The organism is Pseudomonas sp. SO81, assembly GCF_030374125.1.
Taxonomy (GTDB): domain Bacteria; phylum Pseudomonadota; class Gammaproteobacteria; order Pseudomonadales; family Pseudomonadaceae; genus Aquipseudomonas.
This window is the reverse complement of the sequence record NZ_CP126126.1, coordinates 2,020,076-2,040,290: the sequence shown is the minus strand read 5'-3', so window position 1 is coordinate 2,040,290 and position 20,215 is coordinate 2,020,076. Positions and strand designations below refer to the sequence as shown.

The 20,215-nt window shown below is 68.0% G+C and carries 21 protein-coding genes; 3 read left to right on the top strand and 18 right to left on the bottom strand.

Features of this window, described 5'->3' with window-relative positions; all coding sequences use genetic code 11:
- Window positions 1–22: 22 nt before the first annotated feature.
- The 14 genes from OH686_RS09720 to OH686_RS09655 all read right to left on the bottom strand — a co-directional run bounded on the left by OH686_RS09720 (window position 23) and on the right by OH686_RS09655 (window position 14,044).
- Window positions 23–1,270 carry an NAD(P)/FAD-dependent oxidoreductase gene (locus OH686_RS09720; RefSeq protein ID WP_289538146.1) on the bottom strand — a complete coding sequence of 416 codons (1,248 nt, stop codon included), beginning with the start codon at window positions 1,268–1,270 and terminating at the stop codon, window positions 23–25.
- Window positions 1,257–2,405 (bottom strand): cation:proton antiporter, encoded by a 1,149-nt coding sequence (locus OH686_RS09715; protein WP_289538144.1) that lies wholly within the window; start codon window positions 2,403–2,405, stop codon window positions 1,257–1,259. Before OH686_RS09715 ends, OH686_RS09720 begins: the two co-directional genes overlap by 14 nt.
- Complete coding sequence (locus OH686_RS09710; protein ID WP_289538141.1) at window positions 2,402–4,729, bottom strand: MMPL family transporter; 2,328 nt, start codon at window positions 4,727–4,729, stop codon at window positions 2,402–2,404. The genes OH686_RS09715 and OH686_RS09710 overlap by 4 nt, the downstream gene beginning before the upstream one ends.
- A complete protein-coding gene (locus OH686_RS09705; protein ID WP_502942787.1) occupies window positions 4,719–5,282 on the bottom strand; it encodes an outer membrane lipoprotein carrier protein LolA in 564 nt (187 codons plus the stop codon). The genes OH686_RS09710 and OH686_RS09705 overlap by 11 nt, the downstream gene beginning before the upstream one ends.
- Before the next feature lie 740 nt (window positions 5,283–6,022).
- Window positions 6,023–6,448: an acyl-CoA thioesterase gene (locus OH686_RS09700; RefSeq protein WP_289538139.1), complete on the bottom strand. Its 426-nt coding sequence runs from the start codon at window positions 6,446–6,448 to the stop codon at window positions 6,023–6,025.
- 47 nt (window positions 6,449–6,495) lie between these two features.
- On the bottom strand, window positions 6,496–8,037 hold the full coding sequence (locus tag OH686_RS09695) for an HAL/PAL/TAL family ammonia-lyase (RefSeq protein ID WP_289538137.1): 1,542 nt from the start codon (window positions 8,035–8,037) through the stop codon (window positions 6,496–6,498).
- The gene (locus tag OH686_RS09690) at window positions 8,018–8,962 is read right to left on the bottom strand and encodes a lysophospholipid acyltransferase family protein (protein WP_289538135.1); all 945 of its coding nucleotides are present in this window, start codon (window positions 8,960–8,962) and stop codon (window positions 8,018–8,020) included. Before OH686_RS09690 ends, OH686_RS09695 begins: the two co-directional genes overlap by 20 nt.
- Window positions 8,959–9,693, bottom strand: a complete 735-nt coding sequence (locus OH686_RS09685) for a glycosyltransferase family 2 protein (RefSeq protein WP_289538133.1) — start codon at window positions 9,691–9,693, stop codon at window positions 8,959–8,961. The genes OH686_RS09690 and OH686_RS09685 overlap by 4 nt, the downstream gene beginning before the upstream one ends.
- A 129-nt stretch (window positions 9,694–9,822) precedes the next feature.
- Window positions 9,823–11,484 carry an acyl-CoA synthetase family protein gene (locus OH686_RS09680; protein WP_289538131.1) on the bottom strand — a complete coding sequence of 554 codons (1,662 nt, stop codon included), beginning with the start codon at window positions 11,482–11,484 and terminating at the stop codon, window positions 9,823–9,825.
- Window positions 11,481–12,026 (bottom strand): COG4648 family protein, encoded by a 546-nt coding sequence (locus OH686_RS09675; RefSeq protein WP_289538130.1) that lies wholly within the window; start codon window positions 12,024–12,026, stop codon window positions 11,481–11,483. The genes OH686_RS09680 and OH686_RS09675 overlap by 4 nt, the downstream gene beginning before the upstream one ends.
- 3 nt (window positions 12,027–12,029) lie before the next feature.
- Entirely contained in the window at window positions 12,030–12,293 is a 264-nt protein-coding gene (locus OH686_RS09670; RefSeq protein ID WP_289538129.1) for an acyl carrier protein, read from the bottom strand.
- An 11-nt stretch (window positions 12,294–12,304) separates the two neighbouring features.
- Complete coding sequence (locus OH686_RS09665; RefSeq protein WP_192312272.1) at window positions 12,305–12,565, bottom strand: phosphopantetheine-binding protein; 261 nt, start codon at window positions 12,563–12,565, stop codon at window positions 12,305–12,307.
- A complete protein-coding gene (locus tag OH686_RS09660) occupies window positions 12,540–13,355 on the bottom strand; it encodes a lysophospholipid acyltransferase family protein (RefSeq protein ID WP_289538125.1) in 816 nt (271 codons plus the stop codon). The genes OH686_RS09665 and OH686_RS09660 overlap by 26 nt, the downstream gene beginning before the upstream one ends.
- On the bottom strand, window positions 13,328–14,044 hold the full coding sequence (locus OH686_RS09655) for a beta-ketoacyl synthase chain length factor (RefSeq protein WP_289538123.1): 717 nt from the start codon (window positions 14,042–14,044) through the stop codon (window positions 13,328–13,330). Before OH686_RS09655 ends, OH686_RS09660 begins: the two co-directional genes overlap by 28 nt.
- A 234-nt stretch (window positions 14,045–14,278) precedes the next feature.
- Between OH686_RS09655 and OH686_RS09650 the strand changes: the two genes are divergently transcribed.
- Complete coding sequence (locus OH686_RS09650) at window positions 14,279–15,043, top strand: ParA family protein (RefSeq protein WP_137973445.1); 765 nt, start codon at window positions 14,279–14,281, stop codon at window positions 15,041–15,043.
- A 58-nt stretch (window positions 15,044–15,101) separates the two neighbouring features.
- Here the strand turns inward: OH686_RS09650 and OH686_RS09645 are convergent, their stop codons facing one another.
- The 3 genes from OH686_RS09645 to trxC all read right to left on the bottom strand — a co-directional run bounded on the left by OH686_RS09645 (window position 15,102) and on the right by trxC (window position 16,978).
- On the bottom strand, window positions 15,102–15,896 hold the full coding sequence (locus OH686_RS09645; RefSeq protein WP_289538120.1) for a universal stress protein: 795 nt from the start codon (window positions 15,894–15,896) through the stop codon (window positions 15,102–15,104).
- 112 nt (window positions 15,897–16,008) lie between these two features.
- Window positions 16,009–16,452, bottom strand: coding sequence for a YiiD C-terminal domain-containing protein (locus tag OH686_RS09640; protein WP_289538118.1), 444 nt, complete (start codon window positions 16,450–16,452; stop codon window positions 16,009–16,011).
- Between the two features lie 88 nt (window positions 16,453–16,540).
- Window positions 16,541–16,978 carry a thioredoxin TrxC gene (gene trxC / locus OH686_RS09635; protein WP_289538116.1) on the bottom strand — a complete coding sequence of 146 codons (438 nt, stop codon included), beginning with the start codon at window positions 16,976–16,978 and terminating at the stop codon, window positions 16,541–16,543.
- Between the two features lie 79 nt (window positions 16,979–17,057).
- On the opposite strand from trxC, the gene OH686_RS09630 reads away from it, so the two are divergent.
- Together OH686_RS09630 and OH686_RS09625 are read left to right on the top strand one after the other, a co-directional pair.
- Window positions 17,058–17,954 carry a LysR family transcriptional regulator gene (locus OH686_RS09630; protein ID WP_289538114.1) on the top strand — a complete coding sequence of 299 codons (897 nt, stop codon included), beginning with the start codon at window positions 17,058–17,060 and terminating at the stop codon, window positions 17,952–17,954.
- Window positions 17,955–18,015: 61 nt separating this feature from the next.
- A complete protein-coding gene (locus OH686_RS09625) occupies window positions 18,016–18,888 on the top strand; it encodes an alpha/beta hydrolase family protein (RefSeq protein WP_289538112.1) in 873 nt (290 codons plus the stop codon).
- Between the two features lie 13 nt (window positions 18,889–18,901).
- Here OH686_RS09625 and OH686_RS09620 read toward each other — a convergent pair whose 3' ends face one another.
- On the bottom strand, window positions 18,902–20,179 hold the full coding sequence (locus OH686_RS09620; RefSeq protein WP_289538110.1) for a bifunctional O-acetylhomoserine aminocarboxypropyltransferase/cysteine synthase: 1,278 nt from the start codon (window positions 20,177–20,179) through the stop codon (window positions 18,902–18,904).
- Window positions 20,180–20,215 lie beyond the last annotated feature (36 nt).

The following is a 20,215-nucleotide window of genomic DNA, read 5'->3' as shown; positions in this document are numbered from 1 at the left end:
CGCAGGCACTGTGCAGACCACTTCAGTTCATGGCGCAGAGTTCGGCCAGTACGCCCAGGCGGCGCTTGGGCTCGGCGACATAGGGGTTCTTCTCGTCCCAGGCGTAGCCGGCGAGGATCGAGCAGATCATGCGGCGGATTTCCGGTGAGGCCTTCTCGTAGAAGATCACGTCCTGGAAGCTGCCATCGTACCAACCCTGCACATACACGCGGAACGTATCCACGCCGCGCTTGAGCGGGATGGCGAACTGGTTTTCCCAGTCGATCTGTTCGCCGTTGAGCTGGCGATGCAGCAGGCCGGCGGCCATGCTCGCCGAGCGCATGGCGATGGTCACACCGGAGCTGAACACCGGGTCGAGGAACTCGGCGGCGTTGCCCAGCAGGGCGAAGCCCGGGCCGTGCAGGCTCTTGACGTTGGCCGAGTAGCCGCCGATGGCGCGTGCCGGGGTGTCCCACACGGCGTTTTCCAAGACCTTGGAGAGGCTTGGCGTTTCCGCGACGAATTGCTTGAGGCAGGCATCGAGGTCCTTGGGGTAGCCCTCGTAGTGTTCGGCGGCGGAGACCACGCCCAGCGAGCAGCGGCCGTTGCTGAACGGAATGGTCCAGAACCACACATCACGCAGCTTGGGATGGGTAGTGATCAGGATCTTCTCGCGGTCGAAGCCGGAGGCCGGGTCGATGCGGTCCTCGATATGGGTGAACACCGCCTGGCGGATCGGGAAGGACGATGGCGTGTCGAGGTCGAGCAGGCGCGGCAGCACGCGGCCGTAGCCGCTGCCGTCGAGGACGAAGGCGCACTCCACTTCATACTCGTGGCCGTCGGCCAGGCGCCGCACCGACAGGCGTGGGCAGTCGCCAGCGAAGTCGGCGGCGAAGATCTCTTCCTCGTAGCGGATTTCCACGCCCTGCAGCTCGGCCTGGTCGGCCAGCAGCTTGTCGAAGTCGGCGCGAATCACCTGGTAGGTCGAGCCCTGGCCTTCGGTGAACTTGTCGCGGAAGTCGAACTCGGTGTAGCGCTCGCCCCAGGCGAAGGCCGCACCGTGCTTGGTCTGGAAGCCGGCGGCCTGCACCGCCTCGAGCATGCCGGCCTCCTCGACGAAGTCCAGGCAGTGCGACAGCAGGCTCTCGCCGATGGAGAAGCGCGGGAAACGCTGACGCTCCAGTACCAGCACATCGTGGCCGTGACGCTTGAGGATGGCGGCGGCGATGGCGCCCGACGGGCCGGCGCCGATGACGACGATCTGACGCTGTTCGACTTCAGGAGACTTCATAACGGCTTCTCGCTTGATTGTTGTTGGCATGCTTGCCGAGCAGGGCCGGCAGCAGGGTGGAGAACAGACTCATCAGCAGCAGACCGAAGTAGATCAGCGAATCGATCAGCTGCAGTTGCAGGAGCAGGTTGAGGAAGACGATTTCGGTGAGGCCGCGGATGTTCAGCAGCAGACTCTCGTGCCACTTCACCCGCGCCGCGGCGCTCGGGTCGGCCCAGTGCAGACCGAGCCAGCTGCCGAGCACTTTGCTCAGTACCGGCAGGGTGATGAGGATAGCGATGGCCAGCCATGAGTAGTCTTGACCTATGCCATGGAAGTCCACGCGCAGCACGCCGAACGTCAGGATCAGCGGCACGGCCAGGCCGTTCATCAACAGCTTCCAGGCGCGCTCCGGCAACGGCAGGACGAAGGGCTGTTTGATCCAGCCGAGGCACAGCATGTAGGCGATGCCGAACACCAGGGCGTTGAGTTTGAGTTGCTGGAACAGCAGCATCAGGGCGAAGAACGGCAGGCTGTAGAACAGCGGGTGGCGCAGCTTGAGCAGGTGCAGCAGCAGTGGCAGGGCGGCGGCCAGCAGCGGCCACAGCAGCGCGGCCGGGTGGCCGCTGCCCTGGGCCAGACCGAACAGGCTCCAGCACAGGAAGTCCATGAGGATCGCCGCATGCAGCAGGCGCTTGGTGTCCGCCGCCGGGTAGCCGATGCTCTGCAGGAACAGGTAGAGCACCGGGATGGCGGTGATCGAGAACAGCAGGCCGATGCCCACCGAACTGAGCCAGCTGCGCTCGCCGGGCAGCAGCCAGAGCGAGCAGGCCAGGCCGGCCAGCATCGGCACCAGGAAGCTGGGCAGGGCGATCTTCACGCAGGCAGGGCTCAGGTCCAGATCGATCACGTCGCTGAGGATGTAGCCCAGCAGCAGGGCGAAGCACAGGCCGTAGGCCAGGTTCAGCCAGGTCGGCGCCAGCAGGTCGGCGGCGCTCAGTTGCCAGTGCGGCTCGACCCACAACAGCAGCAGGGCGGGAATGGCGATGGCCGCCACCAGCAACTGGCCGACGATGGGGATCAGCCGGCGCCCGCCGATGATCGCCACCAGGGCGTAGATCGCCAGGGCCAGCAGCCAGAATCCGAGCACGCTCACGCGACAACCTCCTTGTGTGGCCGCGTGGCGGCCCAGGGTGAGAGCAGGAAACAGAACAGCAGGCCGAGGCTGATGGCCAGGCCGAAATTGGCGATGGCCGGGGTCTGGCTGAGCAGCAGCAGGCCGAACGACATCCACGCGGTGAGCGCCGAGAGCAGGGTGCCGAGCAGGCTCACTGCCGGCCCGCCGATGTTCTCGCGCATCAGGATGGCGTAGTCGACGCCGATGGCGGTGATCAGCAGCAGGCCGAACAGGCTGAACAGGGTCAGCGGCTGGCCCAGCCAGCCGAGGCAGGCCAGCGCCGCCAGGGCCGACAGCAGCGGCAGGCAGATCACCCGCAGCGCGCCGCCGAGGCCGAAGGGCAGGCACAGCAGCAGGAGGATGGCGGCGCTGGACACTAGTTTCAGTTGGGCGGCGCTAAGTTGGGTGGCGGCGAACAGCTGGTTCAGCTCGCCCAGGCGATCGATCAGCTGCACGCCCTGCAGCCCCTCGGCCGTTTGCTGCAGCAGGGCGCTGTCATTCAGGCCCTGCAGGCTGACGATGCCGGCTACTCCACTCTCACTGCGGCCCAGCCATAGCGGGCGCCAGGCCTCGCCCAGTGGGCCGGCCAGGGCCTGCTCCAGGCTTGGCTGCGGCGCATGCAGCAACTCGTCCAGCTCGGCGCGCAGGGCCGCTTCCGGCAGACCGAGGTCGAGCAGCGGTTGCCAGTGCTGCGGCAGCTGCTGCAGCGCGGCACGCAGCGGCGCCAGTTCGCTTTCCGGCGCACTGAGCTGGCTAAGGGCGCGATAGCCGCGCAGATGGCCGGCGGCGATGGCGGCATCCAGACGTGCACTGAGTTCGGCCTGGCGCTGCAGCAACTGTTGCTCGTCGGCGCCACGGACCAGGAAGAACTGGCTGGTGGGCTGCTGGCCGGTGAGTTCGGCGATGCGCCTGGCTTCGGCCATCAGCTGCGGCTCCTGGCCCAGCCACTGGCGCAGGTCGTTCTGCAGCGTCAGCTGCCAAAGGCCGCCGGCGCAGAAAACCAGCAGCGCGAGCAGCAGTGGCCAGCTGCCGGTGCGTGCCAGCAGGCGCGCACGTCGCTCGACCAGGTTTTCGGCGGCGCGGCGCAGGCCACCAGGCGGTTGCAAGCGCAGATTGTTCAGCCAGGCCGGCAGCAGGCACACCGAGCACAGGTAGGCGCCGATCAGGCCGGCGGCGGAGAACAGGGCGATCTGGGTCAGCGCCGGGAAAGGCGTGAAGGCCAGTGCCACATAACCGGCGAGGTTAGTGCCCAGGCTCAGGCTCAGGCCCGGCAGGGTCTCGCGCAGGGCGGCCCAGCTCGACCAGGGGCCGTCGCCCCAGCTCTTGCTCAGGTAGTGCTGCGGGTAGTCGGCGGCGACGCCGACCAGGCTGGCGCCAAGCACCAGGGTCAGCGCATTGATCTGGCCGAACACCAGCACGCAGGCGGTGCAGCCGGCCAGCAGCGCGACGCCCATCGGCAGCAGGCTGACCAGGATGCGCGGGCGGCGGAAGGCGAGCAGTAGCAGCAGCAGGGTGCCGAGGGTGGCGCCGCCGCCGATCAGGGCGATCTCCTGGGTGGCCTTGGCCTGACCGGCTGCGGCGTGCAGCGCGCCACCGGCAGCGAGCAGTTGGCCGCCTTCGTTCTCGACCTGCTGGCGCAGCTCGGCAACCGCGGCGGCGATCTGCGGTGGCGCCTGCATATCGAAGGCATCGCCACGGGTGCGCAGGCGCAGCAGGGCCCAGGTGGTGCCGTCGTCCTGCAACAGCAGGGCGCCGCTGCCGAGGTCGGCCTGGATGCGGCTACCGGGATTCAACGTCTGCTGGGCGCGCAGGCCCAGGCCGAGCCAGTCCTGCTCGGTGGGCAGCAGGCCGAAGCCGGCGAAGGTGTCGAACAGCTGTTGCGTGCGCTGCTCGATGAAGCTGGCCGGCTGCTCGATCAGCAGCTGGCGGTCGGTCGGTGCCAGCAAGGCCAGGCGTTCGCCGCGCAGTTGCTGGCGGATGGCGTCGAGGTCGGCCTGCAGGCTCCACTGCACCTTGTCGAAGCGGCCGCTGGCCTGCCACTGCTCGCCGGCCTGGCGCACCAGTTCGATGGCGCGCTCACGCTGCGGGTGGCCGACGAGTATCAGCAGCTCGCGCGACAGCGGTTCCTGCATGCGCTGCTCGGCCTGTTGTACCAGTGAATCGCCGGCGCCCTTGGGTAGCAGGGCGAGCATGCTGGCCTGCACCGGCGGGCCGTCGCGCCACTGCCAGGCGGCCAGCGCCAGCAGAGCCAGGAGCAGGGCGCCGAACAGGCGCGGCAGGGCGCGTTGCAGGCTAGTAGACAAGGTCGCCGCGCTCCTGCTCGGTCAACGCGTCGCCAGCCTGGCTCTGCGGCATCTTGAGGACGGTACGGTCGCCCTGGGTCTCGATCAGTTCGATGCGTTCGACCAGCGCGCCGCCGTCGATGCGGATGGCGCTGAAGATCTGCTTGAGCAGCAGCGAGTGTGGGGTGAGTTCGAGCCGCCAGGCGTTGTGTTCGCCGCTGAGCTTGAGGTCGAAGTCGCGCTCCAGGCCCGAGCGGTCACCCTTGAGCACGGCGAGGAACAGGCGGCTCTGCTGGGCGGCCACATCCTGGCCCGGTTGCTGTTGCCAGCCCTCGCCGGTACGCCGGGCGATACCGGCATCGTCGATGCGGTAGTCCTGCTTCAGCGGCTTTTGCAGCAGCCAGAGCAGGCCGTGGTCGCGGGACAGGGTGAACTGGCCCTGGCTGGTCAGCGGCGTGGGCAGGGCGCGCAGGTGCTTCTCCTGCACGAAGGGTCCGCGCACTACCGCCGGCTTGGCCAGCTGGGCGCTGAGTTCGGCCAGGTCGAAGGCGTGGGCTGCTGGGGCTGCTAGCAAAAACAGAGCTGCGAGTCCCTGGCCGATTGCCGAAGTGATCTTGGCTTTTGGTTTCGCCCTCCCGGGCGAGTCACTTTCTTCTTGCTTGCCCAAGAAGAAAGTAACCAAAGAAGAAGGGCCCCCCGGCATGCGGGTCTCGCTGCGCTCGACTTCCCTCGCTCCGGCACTGCTCCGGGGGCCGTCACGAAGGGACATCCCTATCCCATCGTGACTCGCTCGGCGTCCTGCCTCGCGTCCCCCTACGCAGTGCCTACGCTCGGCCTCCTGACGGGGAGTCGGCGCGCCTGATACTTCGTAGGGCGGGTGAAACCCGCGGGTTGTCTGTGGGAGCGAGCTCTGCTCGCGAAAGGGCGCGCACAAGACGGCTCCCTCACCCCAACCCTCTCCCAGAGGGAGAGGGGGCTGGTCATGCGAGCTTGGATGCCCCCGAGTAATTACCGGTTGCGTGAGAAAGGTTGGGCCAGGATGCGGGGTCCCCTCAGCAGGCCGAGAGGAATCCCTGTGTAAGGGGTTGAGCGGCATGGATGCCGCGAGAGGCGCGATGGGCCATGGATGGCCCTTCGCGGCGTGCCCCTGGAGCAGGGATGGAAGGAGGGAAGTCGAGCGCCGCGAGACCCGGATGTGGGGCGCGCTTTCTCTTTGGTCACTTTCTCTTTGCGCGCGCAAAGAGAAAGTGACTCGCCCGGCGGGGCGAAACAGAGCCTTCAACAGGCGTAGGAAACCAGCCGGGCACAAAGAATTCACGCAATAGCCCTCTCCACGGCTTCCACAAACACCTTCGGCGAAGCCAGCAGCATCTCGCGAGTCGCAATCTCCACCGCCACCTGCACGCTACTGCCACGAGTCATGCGCTCGCCCGTCGCCACATCGGTGATCAGGTAATTGATCTTCAGCCGGTTCTCCCACTCCACCAGATCGGCGCGCACGCGGATGCGTTGGCCGAACTGGGCGCCGCGGATATAACGCACCTGCAGGTCGATGATCGGCCAGGCATAGCCCGCATCACGCATCTGCCGGTAGTTGTGCCCCAGCTTGTCGAGCAGGGCGCAGCGCGCCTCCTCGAAGTACTTCACGTAGTGGCCGTGCCAGACCACTTCCATCATGTCGACGTCGAAGAACGGGACGAGGATTTCAACGTCCGCCTGCAGCACGCCTTCCTTACGCATGGGCGGCTCCTTGGTCGGCGGGGCGCACGGCGTCCATCAGGGCCGGCTTACGCATACAGCCTCCAATGGCGGCTGCGGATATGCGCCAGGCACAGGCGCAGCTCGCCTTCCAGGGCGCGGTCCTCGATTACCGGCGGGAAGTCCACGGCCAGCTGCTCGCGCATGGCGGCCAGTGGCGCGGGGATGTCGGTCTTGCCGGCGCGCTCACGCAGCCACACGCCCTGGTTGGCGGCCAGCAGGGTGGCGGCGGCCACCTGCTCGGTCAGCTCCAGGCTGCGCAGAGCGTCGCGCGCGGCGATGGTGCCCATGCTCACCTTGTCCTGGTTGTGGCACTCGGTGGAGCGCGAGAACACGCTGGCCGGCATGGTGTTTTTCAGCGCTTCGGCGGTCCAGGCGCTGGTGCCGATCTGCACGGCTTTGAAGCCGTGGTTGATCATCGCGGTTTCCGCTGGCGCGCCGGACAGGTTGCTCGGCAGGCCGTGGTTGTAACGAGTGTCGACCAGCAGAGCGAGCTGGCGGTCGAGCAGGTCGGCGACGTTGCCGACCAGGTTCTTCAGGCTGTCCATGGCGAAGGCGATGTGCCCTCCGTAGAAGTGGCCGCCGTGCAGGGTGCGCTCGGTCTCGGCGTCGAACAGCGGGTTGTCGTTGGCGCTGTTCAGTTCGATCTCGATGAACTGGCGCAGCAGGCCCAGGCTGTCGGCCAGCACGCCGAGCACGTGCGGTGCGCAGCGCAGCGAGTAGCGGTCCTGCAGGCGGTGCAGCGGTGGCAGCGGTTCGGCCACGGCCAGATCCTCGCGCAGCCAGGCGGCGACCTGGGTCTGGCCCGGGTGCGGCTTGGCGGCGAACAGGCGCTCGTCGAAGTGTTCCGGGTTGCCTTCCAGCGCCACCACGTTGAGCGCGGTGATGCGCGTGGCCAGTTGCAGCAGGTAGTCGGCGCGCGAATAGGCCAGGCAGGCCAGGGCGGTCATCACCGCGGTGCCGTTCATCAGCGCCAGCGCTTCTTTCGGACGCAGGGTCAGCGGCGTCCAGCCGAGTTCCTTATGCACGTCCGCCGCGCTGCGGCGCTCGCCATTGTACATCACCTCGCGCTCACCGCTTAGGGTGGCGGCCACGTAGGACAGCGGGGTCAGGTCGCCGCTGGCGCCGACTGAGCCTTCTTCCGGAATCAGCGGCAGCACATCGTGTTCGAGGAAGGCCTGGATGCGCTCCAGCAGCTCCACGCGCACCCCGGATACACCGTGGCACAGCGACTGCAGGCGCGCGGCCAGTACGGCGCGGGTGCTGGCCTCGTCGAGCAGCTTGCCCAGGCCGCAGCCGTGGAAGGTGAACAGGTGCTTGGGCAGCGCCTCGACCTGGTGCAGCGGCACGGCCACCACGCAGGAATCGCCGTAGCCGGTGGTCACGCCGTAGATCACGCCTTCCTTGTCCAGCAGGGTGTCGAGGAAGCGCGCGCCCTTGGCGATCTTCTCGCGGTAGGCGGCATCGTTCTGCAACTGGGCACGGGCGCTGCGTTGGGACAGGGCGACCACCTGCTCGATGGTCAGCTGCTGTTCGCCGAAGGTCACGTGGTCAAGCGGGAAGGTCGTCATTGGCGTTCCAGAACGGGTAGAAGTTGAACCATTGCCGCGGAGCGTTCAGGCAGCGTTCGCCAAGACGCTCGGCATAGCGTTGTACCCAGCCGCGAATCACCTCGTCGCGTTCCTTGCGCGTCCACTGCACGCGCTCGGCGAAGCGTTCGAGGATCACCTGGTAGCGGCCGTCGATCTTCAGGCAGCTCATCAGGTTGACCGGGCATTGCAGAAGTCCGGCCAGCAACCAGGGCCCTTGCGGGAAAGCGGCCGAATGGCCGAGGAAATTCACGCTGACGTTGCGTCCGCCATGCAGCGGCACGCGGTCGCCGGCAATCGCCAGCCACTCGCCGCGCTCCAGGCGCTCGGACAATTGCAGCATGATCGCCGCGTCCAGTTCGCTGACCTGGATCAGGCGCAGGTGGCTGGCGCCGGCCTCGCCAAGCAGGCGGTTGAATTGCTCGGCGTGCTTGGTGTGCACCAGCACGTTCATCTGCACCTTCTCGCCCAGCTCGGCCAGGGCGCGGCACACCTCGAGGTTGCCCAGGTGGGCGCCGACCAGCATCTGCCCGCGCGGCTCGCTGTGCAGGCGCTGGCGGATGCCGTCGGGGTCGACCAGGGTGATCTGCTCCAGGCCGAGGCGGCCGTTCCACACGTCGAGCTTGTCCAGCAGGGCGTCGGCGAAGGCCATGAACTGGGCGAATACCGAGCCGAAGCGCGGTGCCAGTTCGCTACGCCCGCTCCAGCTGGCCAGGTTGTGCTGGTACTGGCGGATGCTGCGCCGCGCCTGGCGGCCGAAGGCGAAGAAGTACAGGACGATGGCGTACAGCAGCGGCGTCAGCGCGCGGCGGCCGAGCAGGCGCACGGCGCCGGCGGTGAACTTCATGAGCAGGAAGTTGCCGCGCTCGCGCTGGCCGGCCCAGTGTTCGGCCTTCTGCCCGTTCATCCGCGCCACCTGCGCCAGAGGATCAGCGGTGCGCGCAGCAACATGCCGAAGAACAGCTTGGCGTGCATCTTCGAGATCAGCGCGTTGTCATGGAACAGGCGGAAATGCGACAGGCCGTCCAGCGGGTAGTGAACCTTGGTCGGCAGCCACTGCATCGGCTGGTTGCGCCAGGCCAGGCGCACGAGGATCTCCGGATCGAAGTCCATGCGCTTGCCCAGGTTGCTAGCCTCGATCAGCGCCACCGTGGCCGGCAGCGGGTAGACGCGGAAGCCGCACATGGCATCGCGGATCGACAGCGACAGGCTGTTGATCCACACCCACACGTGGGTCAGGTAGCGTGCGTACAGGCGGCTCTTGGGTACGCTGGCGTCGTACTGCGGGTAGCCGCAGACCAGCGCCTGCGGATGTTCGCGGGAGGTGCCGAGGAAGGTGGCGATATCGGCCAGGTCGTGCTGGCCGTCGGCGTCCACCTGCAGGGCGTGGGAGAAGCCCAGGCGCTGGGCCTCGCGCAGGCCGGCCATCACTGCACCGCCCTTGCCCTGGTTCACCGGCAGGCGCACCAGGTAGGTGTTGTCCTGGGTGGCCAGCTGATCCATCACCGCCGCGCAGCTCGGGCTGGAGGCGTCGTCGACCAGCACGCAGGGCAGACCGGCTTCGTGCAATGCGGCGACCACCACGGGCAGGGCGTGCTCGTGGTTGTAGACCGGGATCACGGCGCAGGGGTTATGCATGGGCACGCTCCCTCACCCCTGGCCCCTCTCCCGGAGGGAGAGGGGAACTACAAGCTTGCGCCTCGCACGGCCAACTCCCTCTCCCCTTGGGAGAGGGTTGGGGTGAGGGGCTTTGGCACGCGAACAGACTCACTGCGCTGCCCCCAGCAGAATGCGCCCGGACGAGCACGGCGCTTCGCCATTGCGGTAGGCGAAGTACAGCTTGCCGCGCTCGGCGTCGAAACGCAGGGTCAGCTGGATGCGGTCGCCGGGGCGCACCAGTTGCTGGAACTTGAGCACTTCCATGCCGCAGAAGCGCGGTGGCAGTTCTTCGATCAGGCTGCGCGCCAGCTGCTGGGCCCAGTCGATCTGCACCACGCCAGGCAGTACCGGGGTCTGCGGGAAGTGGCCGGTGAAGTGGGCCAGGTCCGGCGGCACATCCAGCTCCAGCTGCCATTCGCCGTCGACCAGCTCGGCCTTGCGCGGCTCGACACGAGTCGGTCGCGGCGCGGCGACCAGTTCGTCGACCTTGCTCTGCGCCAGCTTGCCCTGGCTGCTGTAGGGCAGCTCCAGCAGCAGGCGCCAACGGCGCGGCAGGGCGATGGCCTCGCAGTGGCCGGCCAGATGTTTGCGCAGGGTCTCGGTAACGGTCTTGCGGCCCTGGTTACGCAGGGCGTGCAGGCCGGCCGGGCTCAGCGCCAACAGGGCGCCGAGGAAGGCGCGGCCTTCCTGGATCACCCCGAGGCGCGCATCGGCGACCCACTCGTGTTGGCTCAGCGCCTGCTCCAGCATGGGCAGGGAGATGCGCTTTTCTTCCAGCTTGACGATGCGGTCCAGGCGGCCTCGCAGGGCGAAGCGGCCATCGGCCTGCAGCTCGGCGGCATCGGCGCTCTGCTCGATATGTCCGGCCGGCAGGTAGGGCGAGGCGATGCGCAGGGCACCTTCGTCGTTCAGGGAAAGTTCGACGCCGGGAAATGGCTGCCACAGCTCGCCGCCCTGGCGCCAGGCGATGCCGCCGGTCTCGGAGCTGCCGTAGATCTCGCTCGGCTGCTGGCCGAGCTGGGCGCCCAGCTCGCTGGAGACTTCCGACGGCAGCGCGCCACCGGAGGAAAATACCCGGCGGACCGAACTCAAAGCCTGCCAGTCGAGGTTATCGCCCATGCGCTTGAGCAGTGCGGGACTCGCTACCCAGGCGAAGGCCGCCTGACCCAGGCTCTCGCGCTGCAGGTCTTCGGGGAAGGGCAGGGCGCGGCGCCAGAACGGGCGGCCGGCGCACAGCGGCCAGAGCACGCGGAACAGCAGGCCGTAGATATGCTGGGCGGCGACGCTGCCGAAGATGGTCGCGCTGCCCAGATCCTGGCCCCACAGCTGTTCCAGGGCCTCGACCTCGTTGGCCAGCTGGCGCAGGGACTTGTCGATCAGCTTGGGTTCGCCGCTAGAGCCGGAGGTGCACAGGGTCAGGCGGCAGGTGTCGAGGTCGAGCGCGGCGGGCGCCAGGGGCTCAGCGTCCAGATCACCGAGGCTATCCAGCCATAGATCGGCCTGTTCGCTGAGGCGCTGGCGGCTCTGCGCCTGGGCATCGGCCGGCAGCAGCACGGCGGCGCCGGCGCGCCAGGCGCCGAGCACGGCGATGGCCAGTTCGCCGGCATCCTCCAGGTACAGCGCCACGCGCTGCACGCCACGCGCTTGCAAGGCGCCGGCCAGGCGCAGGGCGCTGGCCTGCAGCTGGGCGTGGTCGAGCGCCGGCTCCAGCGCCACGGTGCGGCCGGCCAGGGGTTGCAGTAGCTGCTCGGCGAGTCCCAGCCAGCTCATCCATCTCTCCTTACCCGCTGGCGGATCAACCACTCAGCGGCAAACAACAGGCCCATCAGGGCATAGGCGATCAGCCCGGTGTAGAGCATCCACCAGCTCAGCGGTGCCCACAGGGTCAGGGCGCTGATCAGCAGGGCGTTGGCCAGGAAGAAGCCGGCCCAGACCAACGTGACCTTGCGCGTGTAGCGCACCGCGTGTTCCGGCAGCTCCGGCTCGCGCAGGCGCGCCAGGCGTTCCACCAGCGGCGGGCCGAACTTCAGCGACAGGCCGAACAGCGCCAGCAGCATCAGGTTGAGCAGCACCGGGTACCAGCGCAGCAGCGCCGGCTCGCCGGCTAGTCCTAGCAATGCGCAGAAGGCCAGGGCGGCGCCGGCCATCCAGCGGCTGCCGGGCTTGCCTTGCTGGCTCAGCGCTCGCGCCAGCCACAGGCCGCCGAGCAGCGCGGCGAACAGGCGTGGCGACAGGTGCTCCATGCCGTAGTACACGGCGAAGGGGTAGAGCAGGCCGGCCACGACCAGCAGCAGGCCGAACAATCGCCCCATGGCTTAGCCGGCGGCCGCTTCGGCGTTGACCACCTGGTACACGGCCTCGACCACGTCACCGACGGTGCGTACGGCCTTGAACTCCTCGGCGGCGATCTTCTTGCCGGTCTGGCGCTTGATGTGGTCGATCAGGTCGACGGCGTCGATGCTGTCGATCTCCAGGTCCTGGTATAGGTTGGCCTCGAGGGTGACGCGCTCGGCGTCCAGCTCGAACAGCTCGACCAGTGCGGCCTGCAGGGTGGCGAAAATATCTTCACGGCTTTGCATCGCTAACGTCCTCAGGCGGCCTGTTTCGAGGCGACGAAAGCCGCCAGGCTGGCCACGTTGGCGAAGTGCTGGCGGGTGTCCTTGGCTTCGGCGTCGATCTTGATGCCGAAACGCTTCTGGATGGCCAAGCCCAGCTCCAGGGCGTCCACCGAATCCAGGCCCAGGCCTTCGCCGAACAGGGTCAGGTCGGCGGCGATGTCTTCGGCGGCCATGTCTTCCAGGCCCAGGGCCTCGATGATCAGGTGCTTAATCTCGGTTTGCAGATCGCTCATCTGTTGCGAGCTCCTTCATGAAGTGTTGATGCAGATGGTCGTTGAGCTTGCGCGAGGCAATCGGCAGTGGCGCCTGCTCGGTGAATTGCCGCGGGTCGATATCCTCCCCGACCCGCAAGCGGAAATGGAAACGGCGCGACGGAATGCTGTACCAGGGCTCGGCCTTGGTCAGGGTGGTGGGCGTCACGCTGATCACCACCGGGGTGACGATGCTGGCGCCGCGCACGGCGATGGCGGCCGCGCCACGGTGGAATTCCGGTACCTGCCCCGGCGTGGTGCGGGTGCCTTCGGGGAATACGATCAGGGTCTGGCCTTCCTGCAGGGCGCCGGCGGCCTCGTCGAGCATGTCCATGCTGCCGCTGTTGCTGATGAAGCCGGCGGCGCGGATCGGCCCGCGCATGCAGGGGTTGTCCCACAGGCTCTGCTTGACCACGCAGTTGGCGTCGCGGATGAAGGCGATCAGCACCACCACGTCGATCAGCGAGGGGTGGTTGGCGATCACCATCTGCCCCGGGCGGCCCAGGCGCTCGGCGCCTTCCACTTCGTAGGTCAGCACGCCGGTGCGGAACATGAACTGGACGAACCAGTAGAAGGTGCGGCTGACCACGGCGCGGGCGCGGGTGCGGCGGGCCAGGGCGTCGCCCGGCAGCAGGGCGAGAAGCGGGAAGACGACGATGCGCAGCAGCACGCCGCCGATGCCGAACAGCGAGAAGCTCAGCGCGGTGGCGATCAGGCGCCACCAGTAGGGCGCGGAGTAGGGGCTCAGGCCGTGCTGCGAGACCAGTTCCATTGCCGGCGCTTCCAGTGATGTTGCAGGGAATCCGCATCGCTCGAGAGGGCGCGGACCAGTTCCAGGGCGTGCGGCCAGGCGGCGCGCGGGCCGGAGCCCTCGGCGAGCCGCAGCTGCCACTCCGTGCCCGGGCGCAGCAGCAGGGCCACGGCGTAGGGGAAGGGCACGTCGTCGACATAGGGGCGGTACAGCTCGGGCGGGGTCTCCTCGGCGATGATCAGCAACACCCCGGGTGCGCCCTCGCCGAGCAGGGTGGCGGCCTCCAGCAGGGCCTGCTCCAGGCCATCGCCTTCGGCGGCCAGGGCGGTCATCTCGCTGGTGTCGCCACGCTGGATGGACCACAGGCCGATGATCGCGTTGTGCACCGAGAGGCTGAACTGGGTGGGCGAGAGCGGCTCGTCGTGGGCCAGGTCGCTGAGAATGGCCAGGGTGCGCGGGGTTTCGCCGTGGCGCGAGGCGAACACCAGGGGCATGGGGCCGTGCTCTTCGGCCAGCGGCCAGGCGACGTGGAAGGCCATGCGGGCCAGACGACTCAGGCGCCGGCGCTGCAGGGCCGGGAGAAAGCCGACATCGGGCTGTTCGCCGCCGTCCTGCGGGGCGAAGGGGGCCTGGTGCCAGGCGTGCCAGTCGGCTGCGCTGTCCAGGCCTGGAGCCCAGGCACGCCAATGTTCGATCCTGAAGTTTGTCACGCTGAGAGCTCTTCTCGGCCCCTTCCGAGGGCGTCCTTGTCTACTGCGATCCCGCCCGCGGGAAGGGTGGCCGGGAATATGGCGAGGTGCTTGCATTATCCAGACGGTGCGCGGCCTGCGCAAATTTTGGAACGTTCGGCCAGACCAGAGGTCAGGCGCTGCCGCGCTTACTCCTCGCCCTTGCCACGGGGTTTGCATAGAATCCCCAACCATCTGCGATCAGGGAGGTGTCACATGCGGCGCGTGGTGTTCAATCAGAAAGGCGGAGTGGGCAAGTCCAGCATTGCCTGCAACCTGGCGGCAGTCAGTGCGGCCGAAGGCTACCGCACGCTGCTCATCGACCTGGATGCCCAGGCCAACTCGACTCATTACCTCACCGGCCTGACCGGCGATGACATCCCCATGGGCATCGCCGAGTTCTTCAAGCAGACCCTCTCGGCCACTTCCTTCAAGAAGGGCAAGGTCGATATCTACGAGACACCTTTCGATAACCTCCACGTGGTCACCGCCACCGCCGAACTGGCCGAGCTGCAGCCCAAGCTGGAGCAGAAACACAAGATCAACAAGCTGCGCAAACTGCTGGAAGACCTGGCCGAGGATTATGACCGGATCTACCTGGATACCCCGCCGGCGCTGAACTTCTACACCGTTTCCGCACTGATCGCCGCCGATCGCGTGCTGATCCCCTTCGATTGCGACAGTTTCTCGCGCAATGCCCTGTACGGTCTGCTGCAGGAGATCGAGGAGCTCAAGGAGGACCATAACGAAGATCTGGAAGTGGAAGGCATCGTGGTCAACCAGTTCCAGCCGCGTGCGACCCTGCCGCAGCAGCTGCTCGACGAGCTGGTCGCGGAAGGGCTGCCGGTGCTGCCGGTGAACCTGATGAGCTCGGTGAAGATGCGCGAGTCGCACCAGGTCTGCACCCCGCTGATCCACCTGGATCGCGGCCACAAGCTGACCCAGCAGTTCGTCGAGCTGCACAGCCTGCTGGAAAGCTGATTATTCAGCGGTAATGAAAAAGGCGCCCTCGGGTGCCTTTTTCGTGTTCGTCGTAGCGCTAGCGGACCACAAAGACGTCGCACGGCGCCTTGTGCAGGTAGTGCTGGGCCAGGCTGCCGAGCAGGGCCTGGGACAGGGCGCTGCGGCCATGGCTGCCGAGCACCAGCAGCTGCGGCTGACGGTTGTTGAGGGCTTCCTGCAGGGTGCGCGGCAGGGTGCCGGGTTGTACCTCGTGGCTGAGGGTGGGCGCCTGTTCCGGCAGGCGCAGCGACTCGTCCTGGATCAGCTGATCGACCAGGGCGCGCTGGGTGAGCAGTTGGGTGTCGGCGTGGGCGTTGTTCTTCTGGCCCTCGAACACGTGCAGGGCGTGGATGCTGGCCTCGCTCGGCAGCAGCAGGCAGGCCTGGTGCAGTGCGGTGCAGGCGCACAGGGAGAAGTCGATGGCGGCCACCGCGCTGCGGTAGGGCGTGTCCTCGTCGCGGGCGGCGAGCAGCAGCGGCACCGGGCAGCGTCGGGCGATGCGGTCCAGGGTGGTGCCGGAGAAGAACTCGTGGCGCTGATGGTGGGCGCCCAGCACCAGCAGGTCGGCGCCCGTCTGTTGTACCTGCTCCAGCACACCCTCGGCGGGCTTGCCCTGGCACAGGCGCAGATGGCTGCCGGGCGGGGCGAATTCGGTGAGGCTGCGGTCGAGGCTCTGCTCGATGCGCTCGCGCTCTGTCTGGCTGAGCTTGGGGTCGAACACGTGCAGCAGGGTTAGCTTGGCGTTGTGTTGGCGGGCCAACTGGGCGGCGCGCCTCAGCGCGAGATCGGCGGTGCTGCGCAGGTCGTGCGCGATAAGGACGTGTCCTGTCATCTCGTTCCCCTTGGACGCCCCGTCCATGCGTGGCGTCGGTGAAAACCTCTGCGGGTTCTTAGAATCAGCTTTCTAAATAGACCTGCTTTGGCTCGGGGACAAGTCCCGCACGTCAGTGTTTGCGCAATTGATACAGAGCGCTCGTTTCGGCCACCACTTGGCCATCAGCATCCTTGAGTTGCAGCGCCAGACGGTACTCGGCCTTGCCCTCGCGCTCGGCCTCGTTCTGGATGCGCTCGATCTCCTCGGCGTCTAGGCGCGCCTCCACCGAGATATCGCTGGTCGCCGGGCGGCGGAAGCGCAGGTTCATCTCCTTGATCAGCGGATAGAAACGCTGCACGTCGAAGCTGGTGAGGAACAGGGCGCCGCCGGGGATCTCGGCCAGGGTGAACAGGGCGCCGGCGTAGAGCGTGCCGATATGGTTCTGGTTGCCGGCCAGCGGCATGCGCAGGCGCACGAAGCCGGGCTCCAGCTCCTCGGCCTTGAGGCCGCTGCGTTTGACGAAATCGATCTTCTCTTCGGTGAATACACGGGCCATCTCGGCGGGCAGCGGCATGTCGTGCTCCTTGCAGTGAAGCCCCGAGACTAGCCGCTGGCGCCTGCCAGGCAATGACCGCGGCGCTCGCCGCGGCTGACCGATCCGCTCAGGCGATGCCCTGGCTGCGCAGCCAGCCGAGCAGCTGTGGCAGCGGCAGGGCGCCGGCCTGGCGCGCGACTTCGGCGCCGCCGCGGAACAGGATCAGGCTGGGGATGGAGCGGATGCCGAGCTGGCCGGCCAGTTGCTGATTGGCCTCGCTGTCCAGCTTGCCCAGGCGGCAGCGCCCCTGCAGCTGCGCGGCGGCCTGCTGGAAGGTGGGCGCGAAGGCCTTGCACGGCCCGCACCAGTCGGCCCAGACATCCACCAGCAGCGGCAGGTCGCCCTTGAGCTGAGAAGCGAAGCTGGCCTGGCTCAGCTCAAACGGCGCGCTCGACAGCACCGCGTTCTTGCAGCGCCCGCAGCGCGGCGCATCGCCCAGGCGCTCGGCCGGGATGCGGTTGAGTCCGCCGCAATGCGGACAGGGTATCAGCAGGGGTTGGCTCATGACGGTCTCCTCGTTGCCCTTCAGGTGGAGGCTGACAGCCGCTAAAACAAGGGTAGAGTGGCGCCATCGAGGAGGGCCCATGTCGCTGCCATCGCTGAACCTGCTGCGCACCTTCGCCGTGCTCGGCGACACCCTGAGCGTCAAACGTGCGGCCGAGCGCCTGCATGTCACGCCGACTGCGGTGAGCCACCAGCTGCGCGAGCTGGAGATGGCGTTGGACTGTCGGCTGTTCCAGCGTCTGCCGCGCGGCCTGGCGCTGACCGATGCCGGGCAGAGCTTCTGGGCGGAGATCGCGCCGGCGGTACGCCAACTGGAGAGCGCCACCCGCGTGCGCCAGGTGCAGCGGCCGCTGCGCATTTCCAGCTTCCCCTATCTGGCGCAGGCGGTGGTGCTGCCCGCCCTGGGCGAGCTGCAGGCGCTGCTCGGCGAGCGCCTGCTGACCCTGGACACCCGCCGCGAGACCCTCGACCTGGCCACCCATGGCATCGACCTGGGCCTGCGTTTTGCCCCCGAGCCTACGGACTGGGGGACGCTGCGCTCGCGGCGCCTCAGCGGCTTCGGCCTGGCGCCGCTGGCGGCCCCGGGCTTTTCCGTGCCGGCCTGGCCGCCACAGGTCGAGCTGCTGCCGATCCGCCTGAGCCAGGAGCAGCACAGCTGGCGCCAGTGGGCCGCACGGCACGGTTGGCAGCCGGCCGCCGAGGGGCTGGTGCTGGACAGCTACGCGGCGGTGCTGACCGCCGCCGAACAAGGTTTAGGTGTGGCCATGGGCTTCCTGCCGCTGTGCATCGATGCGCTGCAGGCGGGGCGCCTGCGCCCGCTGTGGCCGCAGCGGCGGGTCGCCAACGGCGCACTTTGGGCGGTGTGGCCGGCGCAGGCGGAAAGCCCGGCGCTGCTGCGGGTGGTGGACTGGCTGGAGCAGCGCCTGGGCGAGATGGAGCGGCGCACGGCTGAGTTTTTCTCAGCTCTGGGAGGATGAAATCTCGCTTTTCCCCGCCGGCCCCGGCGTCGAGACTGGAGCCAGCCACAGGGGAACCAGCATGCACATCGATCACTATTCACTGCCTGCCCGAGACGGTTATCCGCTGGCCGTCACCAGCCTGCGTCCCGAGCGGCCGCGCTACAGGCTGCTGCTCAATGCCGCCACCGGCGTGCCGCAGCGCTTCTACCGCAGCTTCATCGAGCACGCCGCCGGGCGCGGCGCCTGGGTATACAGCTATGACTACCGGGGCATGGGTGCCAGCCGGGCGCCGGACTGGCGTGGCGCCGCGCCGTGCATGGCCGACTGGGGCCGGCTCGACCTGGCCAGCCTGCTCGACCACCTGCCCGGCGACCTGCCACTGGCGCTGGTCGGCCATTCGGTGGGTGGTCAGCTACCGGGCCTGGCTGACAACGTCGGACGGGTGCAGGCGCTGCTCGGCGTGGCCGCGCAATCGGGTTACTGGCGTCTCTGGCCGCTGCGCCAGCAGCCGCGCCTGGCGCTCAACTGGTACGGGGTGATCCCGCTGGCGACACGCCTGTTCGGCCAGCTGCCGGGCTGGGCGATCGGCGGCGAGCCGCTGCCGCGCGAGGTCGCCCTGGAGTGGGCGCGCTGGTGCCGCACGCCCGCCTTCATCAGCACCCCGGACGGCGCGCCCTGGCGCCCGCACTTCAGCGAACTGCGCGCGCCGGCGCGCTTCCTGGCGATCAGCGACGACCAGACCTTCGCCCCGCGGCGCGCAGTGGAGGCCTTGATGGGCTTCTATGGCAGTGCCCGCCGCGAGCTGGCGACGGTCGAGCCGCGTGACTGGGGGCTGCGTCGCATGGGGCATTTCGGCTTCTTCCGCCGCGACACGCCCACCGAGCTGTGGGACCAGCAGCTGGCCTGGCTGGAGGGCGCGCTCGGCCTGCTGCCGGCGCGCGCGGTGGCCTGACCGGCCGGGGGCCTCAGCCCTGCGCCGCCCGCAGGGCCTGTTCGAGGTCGGCGCGGATATCGTCGAAGTGCTCGATGCCGATCGACAGACGCACCATGTCGCGCGGCACGCCGGCCTTCTCCAGCTCCTCGTCGTTGAGCTGGCGGTGGGTGGTGGAGGCCGGGTGGCAGGCCAGCGACTTGGCGTCGCCGATATTGACCAGGCGCACCACCAGCTTGAGTGCGTCGATAAAGCGCGCGCCGGCCGCCTGGCCACCCTGGATGCCGAACGAGAGGATCGCCGCCGGCTTGCCGCCGGTGTAGCGCACGGCCAGCTCGTGCTCGGGATGGTCCGCCAGGCCGGCGTATTTCACCCAGGCCACCTGCGGGTGGTTCTGCAGGTAGTGGGCGACCTTTAGGGCGTTCTCGCAATGGCGTTCCATGCGCAGGGCCAGGGTCTCCAGGCCTTGCAGGATGAGGAAGGCGTTGAACGGCGACAGCGCCGCGCCGGTGTTGCGCAGCGGCACCACGCGGCAGCGGCCGATAAAGGCGGCGGGGCCGAAGGCTTCGGTATAGGTCACGCCGTGGTAGGACGCGTCCGGGGTGTTGAGCAGCGGGAAGCGCGCCTTGTGGTCCGCCCAAGGGAACTTGCCCGAGTCGACCACGATGCCGCCGATGCTGGTGCCGTGGCCGCCGATGTACTTGGTCAGCGAGTGCACGACGATATCCGCGCCGTGCTCGAACGGCCGGCAGAGGATCGGCGTGGCCACCGTGTTGTCGACGATCAGCGGCACGCCGTGGCGGTGCGCGGCGTCGGCCAGGGCCTGCAGGTCGACGATATTGCCGGCCGGGTTGCCGATCGACTCGCAGAACACCGCCTTGGTCCTGTCGTCGATCAGCGCCTCCAGGGCGGCGATATCGTCATGGGCGGCGAAGCGGGTCAGGATGCCGAAGCGTGGCAGGGTGTGGGCCAGCAGGTTGTAGGTACCGCCATACAGCTTGGCCACCGAGACGATGTTGTCGCCGGCCTCGGCCACGGTCTGGATGGCATAGGTGATTGCGGCCATGCCCGAGGCCACGGCCAGCGCGCCGACACCGCCTTCCAGGGCCGCCACGCGCTCTTCGAGCACGGCGTTGGTCGGGTTCATGATGCGCGTGTAGATGTTGCCGGGGACCTTCAGGTCGAACAGGTCGGCGCCGTGCTGGGTGTCGTCGAAGGCGTAGGAGCTGGTCTGGTAGATCGGCACCGCCACCGCCTTGGTGGTCGGGTCGGGGCTGTAGCCGGCGTGGATGGCCAGGGTTTCCAGTTTCATGCAGTGCGTTCCTTCGGCTGTTTGGAAGGCCCGCAG